We start from the raw sequence: 19,700 nt of genomic DNA, 5'->3' as shown, positions 1-19,700 counted from the left end.
GAAAAAGTTCCGGAAAGTTCTGCCATGGCCCGGCCCGTTGCCGATGAAGAAGAAAAGCCGCTCGATCCCGAGATCGAAAAGGTGCGCGGCAGGCTCATCCGCTTCATGGCCATCAATCTCGGCCTGCTTTTGCTGGCCCTTATGGTGGTGATCGCGGCCATTGTCTACAAATCGCGCAGGGCGCCGCCCGCGAACCCGCCGCTCGCCAACGACATTCCAGTTCCGCCCGGCGAGCCGCTCGCGGCCGACATAGTGCTCCCGGTCGGAGCCAAGGTGATTAGCCAGGCTCTGTCGGGCAATCGCATTTCGATCGACGCCGAGCTCAGCGACGGCAGCCGCACCATCTTTGTCTACGACATCGCCGAGCGCCGTATCATCGGCCGCTTCGCCATCCGCAACAAATAGCCGGGCCGAAACAATGACCGGGTTTGCCGAACATCGCCGCATCGCAACCATCACGCTCGTCGTCGCCGACTATGACGAGGCGATCGCCTGGTATGTCGGCAAGCTTGGCTTTGTCCTCTGCGACGACATCGAGCTCGGCGACGGCAAGCGCTGGGTGACGGTAACGCCGGCGGTCGGGCAAGGGCCCCGGCTGCTTCTGGCGGAGGCGTTGGACGATGTGCAGAAGAGCCGCGTCGGCGACCAGACCGGAGGCCGCGTGGTTTTGTTTCTCGAAACCGATGATTTTGCCACGGACCATGCGACGATGCTGGAGAACGGCGTCGAGTTCCACGAAACGCCACGCCATGAGCCTTACGGCACCGTGGCGGTTTTCGCCGACCTCTATGGCAATCTGTGGGACCTGATCGAGCCGAAACGCTAGGTCCACGAACCGACATTGCACAGAAGCGGTCCGGCCGTTCGAAGCCAGTTGCTTTTTCCAAACCGTCAGCCTATATCGCCGGTTCTTGAACGCGCCCATCGTCTAGCGGTCAGGACACCGCCCTCTCACGGCGGGAACAGGGGTTCGATTCCCCTTGGGCGTACCAAGCAACGACTTTCCTTCCGCATCATCGAAAATTTCGGGCAGCAGCCGCGCGGATCGCGTGTGACCGCGAGGGTCGGCGGCATCAGCGAAATTCGGCAAGTCCGCGCACCCGAATACACCCAATTTAAGTCAGGCCGCGACCTTGAAAGCGTAGCGATCTCTGTTACTTGCGGTGCGGGGATAGCATCTGCGGCAACGCGGATTTGGTTTGGCATAGCAGGCATGAATTCGGCAAAAATGATATGCCCGTGCTGTCACGGCAGCGGGCAGGTTTTCGATTGCTTGAAATGGCGTGAGTCGAAAGGGCATTGCTGCCCGCAAGGTACGCATCGGGCCGGCTGTCCCGGGCAGACCATGGCATGCGCCGAATGCGCGGGCCTGGGCACGCTGGCGGAGGCCGAACTCAGAGCCGTTGCGTAGCCTCAGGTCATGCAACCTTAAGCCTCTTTCACCATCCAGCGCCGGCAGTCTCCGCGAGCTTCTGGCGCGGCGCTGCCAATTGCACTAGCATCATTGTACGAAGCCTAGCCAAAGGGCTCTTTGCGGCGCGCAAGACGCCGGAGAACATAGGCGAGGGTCGGGGAGGAGGACACCGATGCAGAAATTGCAGTCGCAGGGCGTCCATCACATCACGCTCGTCGGCGCCGGCCGCCGGACCTCGATCGATTTCTGGGAAGGCGTGCTCGGCATGCCGTTCATTTTCGAGCAGCCCAACCTCGACAAGCCAAGCGAAAGCCATCTTTATTTCGATCCCGGCGACGGCAGGCTGATCACCGTCTTCACCGACGAGAGCCGCACGCCGGTCAAGCGGCGCACGCCCACCGAACCGGGCTGCGTCCATCATATTGCGTTCTCGGTGTCGCGCGTGACCTTCCTGCAGGCGGTCGCCCGGCTCGACGAGCGCGCCATCAAGCACAGCGGCGTCAAGGATCGCGGCTTCATGGATTCGATCTATTTCGAGGATCCGCTCGGCCTCTTGATCGAGCTGGCGTCCTATCGCTTTGAGCCGCCGGCCGGCTTCACCCACGCCGATGTGCTGATGCAGGCGCACAAGCTGCGCGTTGCGCGCGGCGACTACAACATCGCCGAAGTGCACCTTGCCGACGCGATCCAGACGCTGGTCGAACGGTCGCGCGCGACCTTGTCGGACGACCGGACGCCGAAGAATCCATACTGACGGCCAGCAAAAGGGGAGGACCATAATGGCAAAGACAGTTAAGAGCGCTGGCAAACCAGCGGCCAAGCCAGCAGCAAAAGCGGCAGCGAAGCCGGCCGCAAAGGCGGCCGTAAAGGCCGCGCCGAAGGCAGCCGCGAAGCCGGCCGCGAAAGCCGCGACAAAGCCGGCTGCCAAGAAATCCGCGCCGAAGGTCAAGGCGGCGAAAAAACCGGCGCTGAAGCTCTCGATGCTGAAGCCGAGCGTCAACAACATGACCGTCCGGGTGTTTGCCCGTGCGGCCGGGTTCGACGCCGCCGAGACTGACGCCTGGGGCCACACGCGCTCGCCCGAATATATGGCGCGCAATCCGGCGCATCTGACGCCGATGATCGAGGACAAGGGGCTGCCGCGCGGCGTGCTGTGGGAGAGCTGTGCCATCATGCAGTATCTCGCCAACAAGCACGGGCTGGAGAAATTCTATCCCAAGGCACCGGCCAAGCGGGCGATGGTCGACAGCGCCATGTTCTACCTGATCGGCACGCTCTACCCGTATGTGGCGCGCGCCACCTATCCGGCGCTGGGTTTCCCGCACTATGCCGGCGAGGTCGGCCATAGCGACGCTCATCCGGAGAAGAAGTCCGAGGCGCAGAAGGCCGCCATGGCGGCGATTGCCGAGCCGCTGGAGGTGTTTCACTCCTTCTTCAGGGACGGCAAGCCGTTCATCGGCGGCAAGCACCCGTCGATCGCCGACATACGCCTGGCATCGACGCTGGAGTTCCTGGCCGTCATCGACTATGCGCTACCAAAATGGGCCAAGGAGTATGTCGCGGCGATGGAGAAGAAACTCGGTAAGGCCTATGCCGAGCCGGCCGGCGACGTGCGCGGCTACATCGCCTATGTGAAGTCGCAGGCCAGCGCGTAAAGCTAAGGATTCATTAACCAGAACGCTGTCTATTGAAGGCACCGCGCGACCACGGATGTACTGGCGCAAGGGTGAAGGGAAAGGTCGGCGCAATGCCGGCCTTTTGCTTTTCGCCGATGCGCCATCAGGCACGTCTCATGCTGTAAAGTCCGACATCAGGCATATTGCCATCGTTTGCTTCGACCCTACCATCATGGTCGGCGGACGACACACGAGGAGCTTTGCGATGAAGGGCGTAGCGAGAGTGTTTGCGATTGCCGGTGTTGTGTTGGTCGGAGGCTACCCGTGCAATGCCGCGCCGCTCGACACGATGGCGGAGGTCGGCGATGCCATCCAGGCGTGCTGGACGCCGCCGGCGGGTGTTGGAAATGCCAGCGTCACCTTGAGCTTCAGCTTCAAGCGCGACGGCACGCTGATCGGTCCGCCGCGGCCGACGGCGATCAAGGTCGATGGCGATGCGGATACCAGGAAGTCGTTCGTCGACGCCGCAACCACTGCCCTGCAAAAGTGCTTGCCGTTGAGCTTTTCGCCGACGCTGGCGCAAGGCGTCGCGGGCAATGTCTTCACCGTGCAATTCGCTTCGCCCAAGCAGTAGGCGAGCGGGCGAGCGTTTCACCGTTTCGCCGAAACGGCGACCCGCCCCCCGTTGTCTTGACGCAATTCCGGACGGAAACCGCTCGCACTTTTCCTGGAATTGCTCTGATCAGTTGTGCGGGCGCCTGATATCCACATGCCGCTGCAGTTCCGGCGCCTCGAAGACGTAGTCGGCCCAGGCGGATTCCGGAATCTGTCCGGCGAGATAGCATTCCAGCAACAGGCTCTGTTCGGGATCGAGCGCTCTCGGCGCCCGCTCATGGTCCAGCCCCAGCGAGTGGAACAGGTTCCTGGTCAGGCCAGAGACAGTGAAGTGAATAGACATCTTCGGTCTCCTTTGCCCGACACAACGCGAGACACCGGAGAAAGGTTTCATCCGCAAGGGCCGATAAGGCGGGATCGATGATTGCGGCGGCCTGGGCTCGCCGGAGCCTGGCTACGTCTCAATCTTGAAACAAAAGTGTAATAGCGAATTTACGGGAACCGGCATAATACACTCGGCATAAAATACCTGGCGGTTCTTGGCGTCTCTTCAATTAGACTTGCCTCAATCATTGAGGCTCAATCGGCTGGAGCGGCGATCGGCTCCACAGGGGTACAAGGACCAGGTGTCGCCGATGATGCATTTGTGGCTTGTCGTGACCTTTGCACTGGTGTCGGTAGCGGCAAGCGTCCTCGGCATTTCGGCTTCCCTTGCCGATCCATGCGCCGCGCTCAGGAGCCAGCTGGCACCGTCCGGCCGCAGCGGCGGGATCAGCTCCGAGCTTGCGCAGCTACGTCGCCAGCTTGCGGCGATCCAGGGGCTGGAGAGGCAACGCCGGTGCACGGCGCAAAGTGCGGTGGGGGGCTTCTTCAATGCTTGCGCCGACCTCGCCAAAAGCCGCACACAGGTGCAACGCCAGATCGCCGGCGCCGCGATTTCGCGCCGGGATGCGTCCGGACTGCAGGCCAGGCTCGTCGCGCTCGGCTGCACGCCCGCCGCCGGGCAACAAAGACAGCGTCCTGCTGGCGCCATGATCGGCAGCAATTCGATGCTGTTTTGCGTTCGTCTCTCCGACGGCTATTTCTTCCCGGCGCCGAAATCGCAGTTCGTGCAAGGCGGCGATGTCAAGGAGATGGTCGACCAGTGCCGCTACATCTGCGACGATGCCGGCGTCGACCTGTACACGCTCAGGGACCCAAGCCTTGAAACCGAAAAGATGGTCGCGCTCGATACGCGCACATCCTACAAGGACCTGCCGACGGCCTTCAAATATCGCAATGATGCGAACTTCAGGGCCTGCGACCTCAAGCGCTATCACCAGCGCGTTGCCGAGCTGAGAGCGCGCACGGTGACGCCAGCCAATATGGCCAACGCGATCATTCCTTTGCCGTCAGCGAAGCCGGATCTTGGCACCGTGGCGCAAATTCCCCAGCCTGGCGCAGACGCTGCAGAGGCCAGGGGCGCCGCCCAGCGACAGTCGGTCGAGCCATTGGCCGGCTCGCGGCCGGTCAGGGTGGTCGGGCCGGCTTTCTTCCCGGCGGAGTAACCTGCGCCTAGAGCGTTTCACCGTTTCACCGAAACGGCGAACCGCTCTATGTCTTTGTTTTACGCAATTCCGGACGGAAAACCGTTTCACACTTTTCCTGGAATTGCTCTAGTACCAGCTATTCGCAAACCATCCTGTAGCGTTTGCCGGGTTCGCTGACATTCTTGCAGGTGAGCGGATTGGCCGGTTCGGAAGCCATGCTGGGAGGGCTGGACCTGACGTGCCGCCTTGGCGCGGCTATTTGTGTTGTGTGCCTGCGTGCCGCGGGCCGGTAGGGCTCCTGCGGCGGCGGCGTCGGAAACACACCGGCTGCCGCCTGCATCCGGCTGGCCTCAGTCTGCGACGGATCGCGATCCCAGACCCGCCTGATATCGAGCGGCTTCGGGATCACCACCGTGCCGTCATAGCTGCGTGCGCAGCCGCTGCCCGCAAGCAGCGCCAGGCACAGGAAACAAGGCACGATCCAACCCGTCATCAGCAACACCCCCGCCGACTTATAGCCCGGCCGGGGTTCCGCCGACAACCGGCGGAATACCGCAGGGCAATGTGGCTCTGGCCGCAGTCTGGATTGGTTATGGTTAGCGGATCATTAATGCTTCTCGGGCAAATTCCGCCGGCGAACCGCTGAGGGGGTTCGGCCTTGGCTTTCGGGGTGGGAACGGGATGGCTGACGGGACTGTTGGAACACGCGGCGGACGCGGTTCCCGAAAAGGGGTGGTGAACGGCGAGGATACGTCCGTCGGGGGTTCGCCCGAAGCGCTGCGCGAACTGGTCGAGGCCGGCGCCGACTGGGTCTGGGAGACCGACGCCGAGCTGTGCTTTTCCTGGCTTTCGGAGAACTACCAGGCCGCCACCGGCATCGATCCCGCCAGCATTCTTGGCCGTTTCCGCTTCGATTTCCTCAAGCAGATGGTGCACGGCAATCGACACGCCGCCGCGCATCTGGAGGATTTGCAGGCGCATCGGCCGTTTCGCGACTTTGTTTATGAGTGGAAGGGCGGCCCTCCCGGCTGCCGTTGGGTTTCGATCACCGGTTCCCCGCGGTTCGACGGCGAAGGCGAATTCATCGGCTATCGCGGCATCGGCCGCAACGTCACGGCACTGGCCGGTGCGCTGGACGAACTGCGGCAGGAGGAGAGCGATCCGCCGGCCGGCGAGGCCACGCAGCACCTCGCCGATCTCGAGCGGACAATGGATGCCATGCATATGGGCGTCGTGGTGCTTGACGCGAAGTTCGACACGCTCATCGTCAACAAGGCCTATCGCGAGCTCTCCAGGATTCCCGATGGCGCCGTCACGGTCGGCGCGCCGTTCAGCCTGTTGATGGAACTCAACCGCCGCAACGGCATCTACGGCGATCTCGATGAACAGCAGTGGCGGCACTACCTCGCCACCCGCATCGAGGAGATCAGCGCCGGCTCGGTTGCGCCACGCGAATTTCTCCATGCCAACGGCAGGACGATGATGTTCTCGGTGACGGCATTGTCCGGCGGCAAGCGGCTGTTGACCTACTACGACGTCTCCGAGCTCAAGCGTCGCGACGCCGAAATCCAGAGTGCCAACGCCAAAATCACGGAGACCTTCGCCAATCTTCGCACGATGGTCGACCAGATGCCGATCGGCGTGCTCGTCCTCGATGCGGAGATGCGCGCGGAGGTGATCAACCGCGCCTTCTATGATTTCTGGGAAATCGATCCCCGACGCGCCGGCATCGGCTGCGGCTTCCGCGAACTGATGCAGGCCAGCCGCGATATGGACCCTTACGGTGCTGACGATGCCGAGTGGCAGGGCCACATCGCCGAGCGCGAAGCAGAAATCTCGGCTGGCCTGGTGGGCTCCAGGCAACTGCCACGCAATGACGGCCGTACGCTGATTGCCTCGCTGGCGCCGCTCGCCGGCGGCAAAAGGCTGATCTCCTATGTCGACGTCACCAACATGAAGGATCGCGAGGCTGAACTAGCCCAAGCGCTGGAGAAATCGCGGCTGGCCGAGGCGGTGATCAACGGCGTCAAGGACCCGATCTTCGTCAAGGACGACAATCTGCGTTTCGTCTTCGTCAATGAGGCGTTTTCGGCACTGTTCGGACAGAGCCCGCAAGCGATGCTGGGCAGGCCCGGCGGCGACTTCCTCAAGCAAAAGGACGCCGCGCAATTCGAAGACAGCGAACGCGCCGTGCTGGCGACCGGCACGCCCTACGAGGTCGAGGAGACTTTCGACGCCGAGGGCGCCAGCCGCTCGCGCATCGTGCGCAAGAACCGCGTCGGCATGCCCAGTGGCCGCAACTATGTCGCCGGTTTCCTGTTCGACATTTCCGACATGAAGCGCCGCGAGACCGAGGCCGAGGACGCCCGCAAGAACCTCGCCACGGTGCTGGAGTCGCTGCCGGCGGCCGTCATCATCTATGACCGCGACGACAAGTTCATCTTTGCCAATCGCAAGCTGCAGGACACGCTGCCGGCGCTGAAACCGGCATGGCAGCCCGGCCGCAGCTTCCGCGAGGCCCTGGAACTCGGACATTCCGTGGGATATTTCCGCTTCAGCGGCGATCCGGAGACCGACAAGCTCTATGACGGCGATCGAGACATCTGGCTGGATGCCATTCTCGCCCGCTACCGCCTGCCGAACTCCTCCTACGAACGGTGCAATCCCGACGGCCGCTGGTATCAGGTCTACGATATGCGCACCGAGGACGGCACCTTCATCGGCGTGCGCGTCGACATCTCGGAGATCAAGAGCCGCGAAAAGGCGCTGCAGGAAAGCATGCGCCAGATCGACCTGTTCCGCCACGTCATGGACGAACTGCCGGTCGCCGCCTTCATCAAGGCGCAGGATCTGAGCATGGAATTCGTCAACAAGGCCTGGTGTGCGTTGACCGGCATCCCCAAGGAGGAGGTCATCGGCCGGACCGATCTCCAGCTTTTCGGCATCGACGACGCCGAAACCTACACCCATGACGACACCGAGGTCGTCGTCACCGGCCGCGGCCGCGAGATCGAGGAGCCCGTTACCCATCGCGACGGCACGGTGCGGCAATTGATGACGCGCAAGAGCCGGCTGGTGGCGCTCGACGGGTCGGTGCACCTGGTCGGCTCCAGCACCGACATCACCGATGTCAAGGCGCGCGAGCAGGCGCTGGAAGAGAGCATGCGCGAGAACGAGGTGTTCCGCAATCTCATCGACAACGTGCCGGTGTCGATCTACGCCAAGCGCTCCGACCTCAGGCAGCTCTACGTCAACAAGGGCTGGTGCGACCTCACCGGCCTCCGCAGGGAAGACGCGATCGGCAAAACGGACATCGAGATTTTCGGCGAGGACGGCGAAGCCTTCGTCAACAGCGATCTCGCCGTGCTGCGCACAGGCGATACACAGGAGATCGAGGAAACGGTGACGCTTGCCGACGGCAGCGTGCGCCACCAGTTCGCCCGCAAGGGCGCGATGATCGCGTCCGACGGTTCGCTCTATCTGATTGGGTCGACCACCGACATCACCGAACTGAAGCTGCGCGAGGCCGAACTGCGCGAGGCGCGCCAGCGCGCCGTGCTGGCCGACCGCGCCAAGTCGGAATTCCTGGCCAATATGAGCCACGAGATCCGCACGCCGATGAACGGCGTACTCGGCATGGCCGAGTTGCTGGCCAAATCCGACCTCGATCCCAAGCAGAAGACGTTCACCGACATCATCGTCAAATCGGGTAACGCGCTCTTGACCATCATCAACGACATACTGGACTTCTCCAAGATCGATGCCGGACAGCTGGTGCTCGACCCTGCGCCCTTCAACCTGCCCGAAGCGATCGAGGACGTGGCGACGCTGATATCGACCCGCGCCAAGGAGAAGGACCTCGAGCTGATCGTGCGCGTCGAGCCGGGCTTGGAAAGCCTGTTCGTCGGCGATGTCGGTCGCATCAGGCAGATCGTCACCAATCTGGTCGGCAACGCGGTGAAGTTTACCGACGAAGGCCACGTGCTGGTCGACGTGACCGGACAAAGGGGGCCGACGGGGACAAAGCTTACCGTTTCGGTCACCGACACCGGCATAGGCATTCCGCAGCAGAAACTGAAGCTCGTCTTCGAAAAATTCAGTCAGGCCGACACCTCGTCGACCAGACGCCACGAAGGCACAGGGCTCGGGCTCGCCATCACCTCGCGGCTGGTCGAGTTGATGGGCGGCGAGATCGGTGTCGAGAGCGCCGAAGGCAAGGGCTCGACCTTCTGGTTCACCGTGACATTGCCCAGGGCCGAGGAACAGACCGGACGGCGGATCATGCCGGTCGACGTGACCGGCTCACGGGTGCTGATCGTTGACGACAATGCCGTCAACCGATCGATCCTGAGCGAGCAGATGGCGTCATGGACCTTCGATTCCTGCGCCGCCGAAAGCGGACCCGAAGGGCTCAAGGTGCTGGTCGCCGCGGCTGCCTACGGCGTGCCGGTCGACTGCGTCGTGCTCGATTATCAGATGCCGGGGATGAGCGGCGCCGAAATGGCGCGCGTCGTGCGCAACACCGCAGGGCTGGCCGACACGCCGATCATCATGCTGACCTCGGTCGACCAGTCGCTCGCCAACACCAGCTATCGCGATCTCGGCATCGACGCCCAGCTGATCAAGCCGGCGCGTTCCTCGGTGCTTCTGGAAACGCTGGTCGCCACCATCCAGCGCCACCATCACAATATCACGGGCGGCCGTGTGCTGCCGGCGGCAAGCAGCGGTTCCGGCGGCGACAGGCACGAACCGTCGCCGGCAAAGCCGCCGCTCGCTGCATCGGAACGCGCCTTGCTGCAACCGCCGCCGGTTCGTGCCCGCGCCCGGGCCGCCGGGGACGAACGCCGGCTCGACATCCTCGTTGCCGAAGACAATGAGGTGAACCAGATGGTGTTCACCCAGATAATCGGCGAAACCGGCTACAGTTTCGAAATCGTCGGCAACGGCCGCAAGGCGCTCGACGCCTTCGGCCGGCTTAATCCGCGCATCATCCTGATGGACGTCTCGATGCCGGAGATGAACGGGCTCGAGGCCACCGCCGCAATTCGCCGGCTTGAAGAACATACGGGTATGCATATCCCGATCGTCGGCGTCACCGCGCATGCCTTGAAGGGCGACCGCGAGCGCTGCCTGGAAGCCGGCATGGACGACTATCTGCCCAAGCCGATCAGCCCCAGGGCGCTGCTCGAAAAGGTCGAGCGCTGGGTCGGCATATCAGGCGAAGCCCAACGAGACGCTGGATAGCAACCTGCGGCGCCGGCCGGGATTCGGCCGCGCCGCAACAGCCAAGGCTATGGTGCGATCGCACCATATCAAAGCTAGCGCCCAGTCAGGACAATGGTCGCAACGAAACCGCTCATTCAGTTACGGGCGGGAGCAAGCGACCGCCGACAAGAAACAGCGTCGAATCTACCCCAACGGACCTGTTTTTGGCGATGGCTCGGCCAAGATTCGCTCTGGCCACGGGCAACGCGCTCCCGTCCGGTTTTTCTTTCTCGGCATCGCGGCCTGCGGTGTGCCGGGACTTGATGCCAGCACGAATTGCGCAAGCGTATGATTCCAGCGGCAACTTCCATTCCCACAAACCGGCTTAAAGGGTGCGGCCCACAAGACGTCTGTGCGACGTTACCGGGCTGACACGAAACTGTCATGCGACTGTAATAATCGAAGGCTATTGGCCTCAGCGGGCGCCGGTTTGAAGAGGGCGCCAAGAGACCATCTTCCGAACAGGAGCAGGCCACATGAAGAAATTCCTCGTTACGGCATCGGCCGTGGCGGTAGCGTTCGCCGCATCGTCCGGTGTCGCCGCTGCGCGTGACCAGATCCAGGTCGCCGGTTCGTCGACCGTGCTGCCTTACGCCAAGATCGTCGCCGAGCAGTTCGGCGAAACTTTCATCAGCTTCAAGACCCCGGTGGTCGAGTCCGGCGGCAGCGGCGCCGGCATCAAGGAGTTCTGCAAGGGCGTCGGCGAAGACACGATCGACATCGCCAACTCCTCGCGCCCGATCAAGAAGGACGAGCTGAAGTCCTGCGCCGACGCCGGCGTCAAGGACGTCCAGGAAGTCCGCATCGGCTATGACGGCATCGTCTTTGCCACCGACATCAAGGGTCCGGACTGGGCGCTGGTTCCCGCCGACATCTACAAGGCGCTCGCCGCCAAGCTGGTGGTCGACGGCAAGCTGGTCGACAACCCGAACACCAAGTGGAACCAGGTCAATCCGAAGCTGCCCGACTGGGATATCGCCGCCTATATCCCGGGTGAGAAGCACGGCACCCGTGAAGTGTTCGAGACCAAGCTGCTCGACGCCGGCTGCGACAAGGCCGCTTTGAAGGCTGCCGGCATCGCCGACGACAAGGAAATCGGCAAGACCTGCATCGCCATCCGCAAGGACGGCAAGGCTGTCGACATTGACGGCGACTACACCGAGACGCTCGCCCGCATCGACTCCAACAAGACCGGCGTTGGCGTGTTCGGCCTCGCCTTCTACGAGAACAATGCCGACAAGCTGAAGGTCGCTACCGTGGAAGGCATCGTGCCTTCGACGCAGACCATCGCCGATGGCACGTACCCCGTGTCGCGGCCGTTGTTCTTCTACGTCAAGAAGGCGCATCTGGGCGTCGTTCCTGGCCTCAAGGAATATGTCGAGTTCTTCCTTGATGACCAGATGATCGGCCCGGAAAGCCCGCTCGCCCAGTACGGCCTGGTTTCCGCTCCCGACGCCGAACGTCAGGGCCAGCGCGACGCCTTCGCCGCCGGAAAGACAATGTAATCAACGGACGGATCAGGGCGCGGATGAACTCCGCGCCCTGATTTCGCCGCTTGCCGCAACGGCGGCGGCGATCTGAATTTTCCCTGGGGTGGGTTATGTCGTCCTTGCTCGTACTCGCCATAATCATCGTCATAGGCGTGGTCGCTTTTGTGGTCGGCCGCCAGCGCGCCGCGGCGCAGGATACCGGCAAGGTCAAGCCGCATTCGCGCGCGCATTATCATGGCTGGTGGGCCTTTCTGCTCGCGGTCCTGCCTGCCGTCCTTTTGCTCGCCGTCTGGGATATCGGCTCTTCCTTCTATCTCGACCGGCATATCCATGCCGCTTTGCCCGAGCGCACCGCCGACACAAAGGTCGCCAGCGAAGCGCTCGACGCCAGCCTGGTGAAGAGCCTGGCCAAGGGCTTGCGCCGGCTCGATGGCGATACCGCACTTCCCGCTACTTTCGCCGAATTGCAGCCGCTGCTCGCCGCCAAGGGCGTGGCACTGGCCAGCGACACACAGGACTACATGATCCCGATCGCGGTCGAGGCGAACCAGGTCCAGGACCGGCTCGGCCTGTTCGGCGCCGTGCTGACCTTCGCGCTGTCGGTCGCCGGCGCCTTCTATGCGCTGAGGCAGATCGCGCCGCGCGCCAGGGCGCGCAACAATGTCGAGAAGCTGATGCTGTGGGGGCTGCTTGCGGCCTCGACCATCGCCATCCTGACCACGGTCGGCATCGTGCTGTCGATGCTGTTCCAGACGATCACCTTCTTCGAAAGCGTATCACCGATGAGCTTCTTCTTCGGCACGGTGTGGGATCCGCGTTTCGCCGCCGCCGGTTCCGGCGGCAGCCAGGGTCAGTTCGGCCTGATCCCGCTACTCGCCGGCACGCTCTACATCGCCGCCGTCGCGCTTCTGGTCGCAGTGCCGGTAGGGCTGATGTCGGCGGTCTACATGTCCGAATACGCCTCGCGCAGCGTCCGGTCGGTGGTCAAGCCCGCGCTTGAACTGCTGGCCGGCATCCCGACCATCGTCTACGGCATCTTCGCCGTGGTCACGCTCGGACCGTTCCTGCGCGACCTCTCAGCAGCCCTCACCGGCGGCTCTCCCTTCATCCAGGGCCAGAGCATCTTCACCGCCGGCCTGGTGATGGGCGTCATGCTGATCCCGGTCGTGTCCTCTTTGTCCGACGACATCATCACCGCGGTGCCGCGCGCAATGCGTGACGGCTCGCTCGGCCTCGGTGCCACGCGCTCCGAGACGATCAAGCGGGTGATCCTGCCGGCGGCACTGCCCGGCATCGTCGGCGCCATCCTGTTGACGGCGTCGCGCGCCATCGGCGAGACGATGATCGTCGTGCTGGCGGCGGGCGTCGCGGCCAATCTGACGGCCAACCCGTTCGAGGCGATGACGACCATCACCGTCAAGATCGTCAACCAGCTGACCGGCGATCTCGAGTTCAACTCGCCGCAGACGCTGGTCGCCTTCGCGCTCGGCCTGACGCTGTTCGCGCTGACGCTGGTGATGAACATCGTCGCCCTCTACATCGTGCGCAAGTACCGGGAGCAGTACGAATGACCGACATCCCCCTGGACACGATGGCGGGTGCCGTCGCGCGTCCGCGCCGCGACATCGGGCTGAAGGCGCGCTACGCCGCCGAACGCCGGTTCCGCATCTATGGCGTGATTGCGATCTCGGTGGGCCTGGCGTTCCTGGCCATCATGTTGATCACCATCGTCTCGAAAGGCTACACCGCCTTCTGGCAGACGACGGTGACGCTGCCGGTCACCTTCGACGAGAAGGTGATCGATCCCTCCGGCAAGCGCGCGACCGACCCTACCGTGCTGATCAAGGCGAACTATCCCAAGCTCGCCGAAAACGCGCTGGTGGCCAAGCTCGGCATCGATCCGGCCAACAAGCCGATGATGCTGAAGCTCAAGGGCTTCCTGTCGGAAGGCGCCCGCGTCCAGCTGCGCGACATCGTCTCCGCCGATCCGTCGGTGATCGGCACGACGCGTGACGTCGACATCCTGGCCGCCGCCAATCTCGACTCGGCCTTCAAGGGCCAGATCGACCTCGGCGTCGATGAAGCGCGCCGCAAGGTGTCCGACCAGCAGATCGACTGGATGAACAAGCTCAAAGCCGAAGGCGCGATGGCCGAGCATTTCAACACCGGCCTGTTCAGCTATGGCGCCTCCAGCCGGCCCGAGACGTCGGGCATGGGCGTGGCCATCATCGGTTCGTTCTACATGATGGTGATCGTGCTTTTGCTGGCGCTGCCGATCGGCGTCGCCGCCTCGATCTATCTCGAGGAGTTCGCCAAGAAGAACCGCTTTACGGACCTGATCGAAGTCAACATCAACAATCTCGCGGCGGTGCCGTCGATCGTCTTCGGTCTGCTTGGCCTTGCCGTGTTCATCAACTTCCTCGGCATGCCGCGCTCGGCTTCCTTCGTCGGCGGCCTGGTGCTGACTTTGATGACGCTGCCGACCATCATCATCGCGACGCGCGCCGCCCTTGCCGCGGTGCCGCCGTCGATCCGCTCGGCAGCGCTCGGGCTCGGCGCCTCCAAGATGCAGATGGTGTTCCACCACATCCTGCCGCTTGCCGCCCCAGGCATCCTTACCGGCACCATCATCGGCCTGGCGCGTGCGCTCGGCGAGACAGCACCGCTGCTCTTGATCGGCATGGTCGCTTTCGTCGCCGATTATCCGACGACGCCTTTCGATCCGGCGACCGCGCTGCCGGTGCAGATCTACATGTGGGCAAACGAGGCTGAGCGCGCTTTTGTCGAGCGCATGTCCGGCGCCATCATCATCCTGCTCGTCTTCCTCATGGCCATGAACATCACCGCGATCGTGCTTCGGCGCCGGTTCGAGCGGCGCTGGTAGAAAAAAGGCAATTTGGTATGAACATCATGACCGAACAGTCCCTTGAGAATGCAGTGGGCGACAAAATGAACGCCAAGTCGAACGAAGTCATCAAGATGCGCGGCGACAAGGTCGGCGTCTTCTACGGCGAGAAGCAGGCGTTGTTCGACGTCAATCTCGACGTCCGCCAGAACCAGGTGACGGCGCTGATCGGCCCGTCCGGCTGCGGCAAGTCGACCTTCCTGCGCTGCCTCAACCGCATGAACGACACCATCGATTCGGCGCGGGTGACCGGCAAGATCACGCTCGATGAAGACGACATCTACGACAAGAACATCGATGTCGTCGAACTGCGCGCCCGCGTCGGCATGGTGTTCCAGAAACCCAACCCGTTCCCGAAGTCGATCTACGAGAACGTCGCCTACGGCCCGCGCATCCATGGGCTGGCCAAGCGCAAGTCCGACATGGACCAGATCGTCGAGCAGAGCCTGAAGAAGGCTGCGATCTGGAACGAGGTCAAGGACCGCCTGCAGGAGCCCGGCACCGGCCTGTCCGGCGGCCAGCAGCAGCGCCTGTGCATCGCGCGCGCCATCGCCGTGTCGCCGGAGGTGATCCTGATGGACGAGCCCTGCTCGGCGCTCGATCCGATCGCCACCGCCCGTGTCGAGGAGCTGATCGACGAACTGCGCCAGAACTACACGATCGTCATCGTCACCCACTCGATGCAGCAGGCGGCGCGCGTGTCGCAGCGTACAGCGATGTTCCATCTCGGCTATCTCGTCGAGGAGGGCGCCACCGACAAGATGTTCACCAACCCCGACGACAAGCGCACCCAGGACTACATTACCGGCCGCTTCGGCTGAGCCGTCCGGCGGGTGAATTTTCAGGCACGAGGACCAAGATCATGGGTGAACATACCGTCGCCTCCTTCGATGAAGAGCTCGGGCAGATCAGCAAGCTGATCCGCGACATGGGCGATCTGGCAGGCTCGATGGTCAGCGGCTCGACCAGGGCGCTGCTCAATTCGGACAATGCGCTGGCACAGCGTGTCGTTTCCGACGACGCCATCATGGATGCGCGCCAGCGCGAACTGGACGACCGCGCCATCACGCTGATCGCCAAGCGCCAGCCGATGGCCAACGATCTGCGCGCCGTGGTCGGCTCGATCCGCATGGCCGGCGACCTCGAGCGCATCGGCGATCTCGCCAAGAACATCGCCAAACGCGTCGGCACCGTGGGCTTGAGCGTCACGCCGCGCGACCTCTCGCACTCCATCGATGCCATGGCGCAGCTGGTGCTGATCCAGGTGCAAGGCGTCGTCGAGGAATATGCCGCCACCGATGCGGCAGCTCTTGCAAAACTCAGGAATGACGACGAGCGCATCGACGTCAAATACACGTCCGTGTTTCGTGAGCTCTTGACCTACATGATGGAAGACCCTCGCAACATCACCGCCTGCACGCATCTCTTGTTCTGCGCCAAGAATCTTGAGCGCATCGGCGATCATGTCACCAACATCGCCGAAAATGCGTATTATGTGCTGACCGGCCAGCAATTGCCCGCCAATCGTCCGAAGCAGGACGAGACGGCGATGGCCACGCCGGCCTGATGAGGGTGAACTGCCTATGATCGCGCCACGCATCATGGTCGTGGAGGACGAGGAGCCGCTAGGCGTGCTCCTCCGCTACAACCTCGAATCCGAAGGCTATCACGTCGAGGTGGTGACACGCGGCGACGAGGCCGAGATCCGCCTGCAGGAAAACGTGCCCGATCTCCTGGTGCTCGACTGGATGGTGCCCGCTGTTTCCGGCATCGAGCTCTGCCGGCGGCTTAGAGTGCGGCCCGAAACCGAGCGGCTGCCGATCATCATGCTGACCGCGCGCGGTGAGGAAAGCGATCGCGTGCGCGGCCTGTCCACCGGTGCCGACGACTATCTGGTCAAGCCATTCTCGACGCCGGAGTTCATGGCGCGCGTGAAAGCGCTGCTGCGCCGCGCCAAGCCGGAAGTGCTGTCGAGCGTGCTCAAGGTCGGCGACATCGTGCTCGATCGAGAATCGCACCGGGTCTACCGCAAGAAGAGCGAGATCAGGCTCGGACCGACCGAGTTCCGGCTGCTCGAATTCATGATGCGCCATCCCGGCCGCGTGTTCTCGCGCAGCCAACTGCTCGACAATGTCTGGGGCGAGACGATCTATATAGACGAGCGAACCGTCGACGTGCATGTCGGGCGGCTGCGCAAGGCCGTCAACAACGGCCGCATGCCGGATGTCATCCGTACCATTCGCGGCGCCGGCTACGCGATCAGGGAAGACTAGGATCCTGCGCGTCGCGCCGTTGCCGGCCATTCACGCGACATGCTTGCCGGATTTGGGCTGAATACCCGGCGCAAAAATCTCCTGATCGACGAAGCCGAGCGCGCGCATGGCACAGCCTTCGCGGATCAGCGGCAGCTCGTTGGGCTCGGTGTCGAAGGAGATCGACTTCGAGTGCTGGCCGCCGGCGGTCTGGGCGATCGCTTCGCGCAATGCCGGTTCGATCAGGTCGAACGCGGCGGCGCTGACGCCGACCATGGCGACGGGTGCCGGATCGATCAGCGCAAACAGGCTGCCGAGGCCGAAGCCGAGCGCCTCGCCGGCCTTGCGATAGGCTTCGCGCTCCGGGCCGTCGGTTTCGCGGGCGCGCGCGGCGAGTGCGCGCATATCAGCGTCGCCGATATCGACCGGCTCGGCATCCTCGCCCATCATTTTGGCGCTGCGCCAGATGGCGTAGTTTCCGGCATAGGCCTCGACGCAGCCGCGCCGCCCGCAGCGGCAGAGCGCGCCGCCCGGACGGTGGATCATGTGGCCGAACTCGCCGCCCGAGGAATGGGTGCCGGTGAACAGTTCGCCTTTCAGCACCAGTCCCATGCCGATGCCGTGCGACAAGAGGATCGCGATGAAATTGTCGCGGTAGCGCTCGGGCTGGCGCCATTGCAGGGCCACCGCCATCATATTGCAGTCGTTCTCCATGGTGGCCGGAATGCCGAATTCCGCTTCCAACATGTCGGCGAAGGCAATGTCGGTCAGTGGCGTGATCGGCGACCACAGCATGGCGCGCGCCTGCGAATCGGTGATGCCCTGGATGCCCATGGCAATGCGGGCGATGCTCTGGACATCGAGGTCGGGATCCTCAAGCCGCCGCCGGACGATTGCTACGCATTCGCCAATCAGCTCGTCGCGCGGCTTGGTCAGCGTGTCCAGCCGGCGCTGTTCCTCGGCGACGACGTGGCCGGCATAGTCGATGACGGTGACGGACAGGAAATTGAGCGACAGCACGACGGTCATCACCGCCGCCGCTTCCGGGTTGAGACCAAGGCCCACCTGCGGCCGGCCGCGTTTCAGTGCGCCGGTCTCGCCAGGTTTGCCTTCAATCAGGATGCCTTCTTGAATCAGATCAGACGAGATTGCCGATATGGTCGAGTGGCTGAGGCCGGTGGTCGCCGCAATCTCGGTCCGCGACGGCTGGCCGGCCCGGCGCACGGCTGAAATCACCATCGCACGGTTGCGACGGCGCAGATCGTCGTGGCGGATTCCAACCGACATTTGTTTCCTCCCGGCCTCCTCGCGCCTCATGATAGTGAAGGCGTTCGACGGCACCAGCCAAATATTGGCAGACGCCGGCAGCCCTGTCATTGTTTATTGCGGACCTCGAAAAAATTCGGCAAGGCCATCAGAATCCATCAGAATCGATGTTGACAGCGCCTTATCATTGAACCAGTATTTTTTCGAGGCTCGAAAAAATAGGGCCTCTGTGTGCCGGCCCTCGGGCCAGTTTTGTCGCGCCGCACGCGGCGCAGGGAGGATTATGATGAACAGATTTGCAGCCGCCATGCTGGCGGGTGTCGCCATGTCGCTGGCGCTGGTGTCGGTCGCGCAGGCGAAGGACAAGGTCATCGGCGTGTCGTGGTCGAACTTCCAGGAAGAGCGCTGGAAGACCGACGAGGCGGCGATGAAAACGGCGATCGAGGCTGCCGGCGACAAGTACATTTCCGCCGACGCGCAGTCCAATCCCGGCAAGCAGCTGACCGACGTCGAAAGCCTGATCTCGCAGGGCGCCAACTCGCTGATCATCCTGGCGCAGGACGCCTCGGCCATCGGCCCGGCGGTGCAGAAGGCGCTGGACGAAGGCATTCCGGTCGTCGGCTATGACCGCCTGATCGAGAACAAGGACGTCTTCTACCTGACCTTCGACAACAAGGAAGTCGGCCGCATGCAGGCCCGCGAAGTGTTCAAGGCGAAGCCCGAAGGCAACTATGTCTTCATCAAGGGCTCGGGCTCGGATCCGAATGCCGATTTCCTGTTCTCGGGCTCGATGGAAGTGCTCAAGGAAGCCATCGACTCGGGCAAGATCAAGAATGTCGGCGAGGCCTATACCGATGGCTGGCTGCCGGCCAACGCCCAGAAGAACATGGAACAGTTCCTGACCGCCAATGACAACAAGGTCGATGCCGTGGTTGCGGCCAATGACGGCACCGCCGGCGGCGTTGTCGCCGCGCTGACGGCGCAGGGCCTTGCCGGAACGGTTCCGGTCTCGGGCCAGGACGGCGACCATGCCGCCCTGAACCGCATCGCGCTCGGCACGCAGACGGTGTCGGTGTGGAAAGACGCGCGCGAACTCGGCAAGAACGCCGCCGAGATCGCCTCGCAGCTTGCCGATGGCAAGAAGACGGGCGACATTGCCGGCGCCAAGGACTTCACCACGCCTGGCGGCAACACCGTCAAGTCGCTGTTCCTGACCCCCGTCGCGATCACCAAGGACAACCTCAACGTCGTCATCGACGCCGGCTGGATCAAGAAGGACGAAGTCTGCACAGGCGTCGCCGCCGGCAGCGTCGCGGCTTGCAACTGATCTCGACGACTTGAAGAAATG

The 19,700-nt window shown here is 63.2% G+C and carries 17 protein-coding genes and 1 tRNA gene; 15 read left to right on the top strand and 3 right to left on the bottom strand.

Annotated elements, in window-relative coordinates; genetic code table 11:
* Positions 1-24: 24 nt before the first annotated feature.
* The 6 genes from NKI61_RS25090 to tolA all read left to right on the top strand — a co-directional run bounded on the left by NKI61_RS25090 (position 25) and on the right by tolA (position 3,664).
* Positions 25-405, top strand: a complete 381-nt coding sequence (locus tag NKI61_RS25090; protein WP_023670122.1) for a hypothetical protein — start codon at positions 25-27, stop codon at positions 403-405.
* Between the two features lie 13 nt (positions 406-418).
* On the top strand, positions 419-826 hold the full coding sequence (locus NKI61_RS25085; protein WP_023670121.1) for a VOC family protein: 408 nt from the start codon (positions 419-421) through the stop codon (positions 824-826).
* 91 nt (positions 827-917) lie between these two features.
* Positions 918-992, top strand: a tRNA-Glu gene (locus NKI61_RS25080).
* 594 nt (positions 993-1,586) lie between these two features.
* On the top strand, positions 1,587-2,168 hold the full coding sequence (locus tag NKI61_RS25075; protein WP_023670120.1) for a VOC family protein: 582 nt from the start codon (positions 1,587-1,589) through the stop codon (positions 2,166-2,168).
* A gap of 25 nt (positions 2,169-2,193) precedes the next feature.
* The gene (locus NKI61_RS25070) at positions 2,194-3,069 is read left to right on the top strand and encodes a glutathione S-transferase family protein (RefSeq protein ID WP_023670119.1); all 876 of its coding nucleotides are present in this window, start codon (positions 2,194-2,196) and stop codon (positions 3,067-3,069) included.
* Positions 3,070-3,295: 226 nt separating this feature from the next.
* On the top strand, positions 3,296-3,664 hold the full coding sequence (tolA, locus tag NKI61_RS25065; protein ID WP_023690097.1) for a cell envelope integrity protein TolA: 369 nt from the start codon (positions 3,296-3,298) through the stop codon (positions 3,662-3,664).
* 108 nt (positions 3,665-3,772) lie between these two features.
* Here the strand turns inward: tolA and NKI61_RS25060 are convergent, their stop codons facing one another.
* Entirely contained in the window at positions 3,773-3,988 is a 216-nt protein-coding gene (locus NKI61_RS25060) for a hypothetical protein (protein ID WP_023670117.1), read from the bottom strand.
* A gap of 292 nt (positions 3,989-4,280) precedes the next feature.
* On the opposite strand from NKI61_RS25060, the gene NKI61_RS25055 reads away from it, so the two are divergent.
* The gene (locus NKI61_RS25055; protein WP_023670116.1) at positions 4,281-5,192 is read left to right on the top strand and encodes a DUF2865 domain-containing protein; all 912 of its coding nucleotides are present in this window, start codon (positions 4,281-4,283) and stop codon (positions 5,190-5,192) included.
* Positions 5,193-5,310: 118 nt separating this feature from the next.
* Here the strand turns inward: NKI61_RS25055 and NKI61_RS25050 are convergent, their stop codons facing one another.
* Positions 5,311-5,667, bottom strand: coding sequence for a hypothetical protein (locus tag NKI61_RS25050; RefSeq protein WP_023693676.1), 357 nt, complete (start codon positions 5,665-5,667; stop codon positions 5,311-5,313).
* Between the two features lie 242 nt (positions 5,668-5,909).
* Here NKI61_RS25050 and NKI61_RS25045 point away from each other — a divergent pair, with 242 nt between their 5' ends.
* The 7 genes from NKI61_RS25045 (at position 5,910) to phoB (ending at position 17,107) form a co-directional block, all read left to right on the top strand.
* Positions 5,910-10,418, top strand: a complete 4,509-nt coding sequence (locus NKI61_RS25045; protein ID WP_352841387.1) for a PAS domain-containing hybrid sensor histidine kinase/response regulator — start codon at positions 5,910-5,912, stop codon at positions 10,416-10,418.
* Positions 10,419-10,915: 497 nt separating this feature from the next.
* Complete coding sequence (locus NKI61_RS25040) at positions 10,916-11,944, top strand: substrate-binding domain-containing protein (RefSeq protein ID WP_023737396.1); 1,029 nt, start codon at positions 10,916-10,918, stop codon at positions 11,942-11,944.
* A gap of 95 nt (positions 11,945-12,039) precedes the next feature.
* Positions 12,040-13,500 (top strand): phosphate ABC transporter permease subunit PstC, encoded by a 1,461-nt coding sequence (gene pstC, locus NKI61_RS25035; RefSeq protein WP_023748347.1) that lies wholly within the window; start codon positions 12,040-12,042, stop codon positions 13,498-13,500.
* On the top strand, positions 13,497-14,813 hold the full coding sequence (pstA, locus tag NKI61_RS25030; RefSeq protein ID WP_023706294.1) for a phosphate ABC transporter permease PstA: 1,317 nt from the start codon (positions 13,497-13,499) through the stop codon (positions 14,811-14,813). Before pstC ends, pstA begins: the two co-directional genes overlap by 4 nt.
* 17 nt (positions 14,814-14,830) lie before the next feature.
* Positions 14,831-15,655, top strand: a complete 825-nt coding sequence (gene pstB, locus NKI61_RS25025; protein WP_023670110.1) for a phosphate ABC transporter ATP-binding protein PstB — start codon at positions 14,831-14,833, stop codon at positions 15,653-15,655.
* Positions 15,656-15,696: 41 nt separating this feature from the next.
* Complete coding sequence (gene phoU / locus NKI61_RS25020; protein ID WP_023670109.1) at positions 15,697-16,401, top strand: phosphate signaling complex protein PhoU; 705 nt, start codon at positions 15,697-15,699, stop codon at positions 16,399-16,401.
* 16 nt (positions 16,402-16,417) lie between these two features.
* Entirely contained in the window at positions 16,418-17,107 is a 690-nt protein-coding gene (gene phoB / locus NKI61_RS25015; protein WP_031193203.1) for a phosphate regulon transcriptional regulator PhoB, read from the top strand.
* Positions 17,108-17,137: 30 nt separating this feature from the next.
* Here phoB and NKI61_RS25010 read toward each other — a convergent pair whose 3' ends face one another.
* On the bottom strand, positions 17,138-18,373 hold the full coding sequence (locus NKI61_RS25010) for an ROK family protein (RefSeq protein ID WP_352538620.1): 1,236 nt from the start codon (positions 18,371-18,373) through the stop codon (positions 17,138-17,140).
* A 265-nt stretch (positions 18,374-18,638) separates the two neighbouring features.
* On the opposite strand from NKI61_RS25010, the gene xylF reads away from it, so the two are divergent.
* Positions 18,639-19,679 carry a D-xylose ABC transporter substrate-binding protein gene (gene xylF, locus NKI61_RS25005; RefSeq protein ID WP_023670106.1) on the top strand — a complete coding sequence of 347 codons (1,041 nt, stop codon included), beginning with the start codon at positions 18,639-18,641 and terminating at the stop codon, positions 19,677-19,679.
* Positions 19,680-19,700 lie beyond the last annotated feature (21 nt).

The sequence above is a fragment of the Mesorhizobium sp. M0514 genome (assembly GCF_040321145.1).
GTDB lineage: Bacteria > Pseudomonadota > Alphaproteobacteria > Rhizobiales > Rhizobiaceae > Mesorhizobium.
This window is presented reverse-complemented; position numbering and strand designations above follow the sequence as displayed.

Excerpts from the sequence above, each read along its gene's own strand:
- NKI61_RS25090 (WP_023670122.1), top strand. The coding sequence starts at position 25 with ATGGCCCGGCCCGTTGCCGATGAAGAAGAAAAGCCGCTCGATCCCGAG.
- NKI61_RS25085 (WP_023670121.1), top strand. The coding sequence starts at position 419 with ATGACCGGGTTTGCCGAACATCGCCGCATCGCAACCATCACGCTCGTC.
- NKI61_RS25075 (WP_023670120.1), top strand. The coding sequence starts at position 1,587 with ATGCAGAAATTGCAGTCGCAGGGCGTCCATCACATCACGCTCGTCGGC.
- NKI61_RS25070 (WP_023670119.1), top strand. The coding sequence starts at position 2,194 with ATGGCAAAGACAGTTAAGAGCGCTGGCAAACCAGCGGCCAAGCCAGCA.
- tolA (WP_023690097.1), top strand. The coding sequence starts at position 3,296 with ATGAAGGGCGTAGCGAGAGTGTTTGCGATTGCCGGTGTTGTGTTGGTC.
- NKI61_RS25060 (WP_023670117.1), bottom strand. The coding sequence starts at position 3,988 with ATGTCTATTCACTTCACTGTCTCTGGCCTGACCAGGAACCTGTTCCAC.
- NKI61_RS25055 (WP_023670116.1), top strand. The coding sequence starts at position 4,281 with ATGATGCATTTGTGGCTTGTCGTGACCTTTGCACTGGTGTCGGTAGCG.
- NKI61_RS25050 (WP_023693676.1), bottom strand. The coding sequence starts at position 5,667 with ATGACGGGTTGGATCGTGCCTTGTTTCCTGTGCCTGGCGCTGCTTGCG.
- NKI61_RS25040 (WP_023737396.1), top strand. The coding sequence starts at position 10,916 with ATGAAGAAATTCCTCGTTACGGCATCGGCCGTGGCGGTAGCGTTCGCC.
- pstC (WP_023748347.1), top strand. The coding sequence starts at position 12,040 with ATGTCGTCCTTGCTCGTACTCGCCATAATCATCGTCATAGGCGTGGTC.
- pstA (WP_023706294.1), top strand. The coding sequence starts at position 13,497 with ATGACCGACATCCCCCTGGACACGATGGCGGGTGCCGTCGCGCGTCCG.
- pstB (WP_023670110.1), top strand. The coding sequence starts at position 14,831 with ATGAACATCATGACCGAACAGTCCCTTGAGAATGCAGTGGGCGACAAA.
- phoU (WP_023670109.1), top strand. The coding sequence starts at position 15,697 with ATGGGTGAACATACCGTCGCCTCCTTCGATGAAGAGCTCGGGCAGATC.
- phoB (WP_031193203.1), top strand. The coding sequence starts at position 16,418 with ATGATCGCGCCACGCATCATGGTCGTGGAGGACGAGGAGCCGCTAGGC.
- NKI61_RS25010 (WP_352538620.1), bottom strand. The coding sequence starts at position 18,373 with ATGTCGGTTGGAATCCGCCACGACGATCTGCGCCGTCGCAACCGTGCG.
- xylF (WP_023670106.1), top strand. The coding sequence starts at position 18,639 with ATGAACAGATTTGCAGCCGCCATGCTGGCGGGTGTCGCCATGTCGCTG.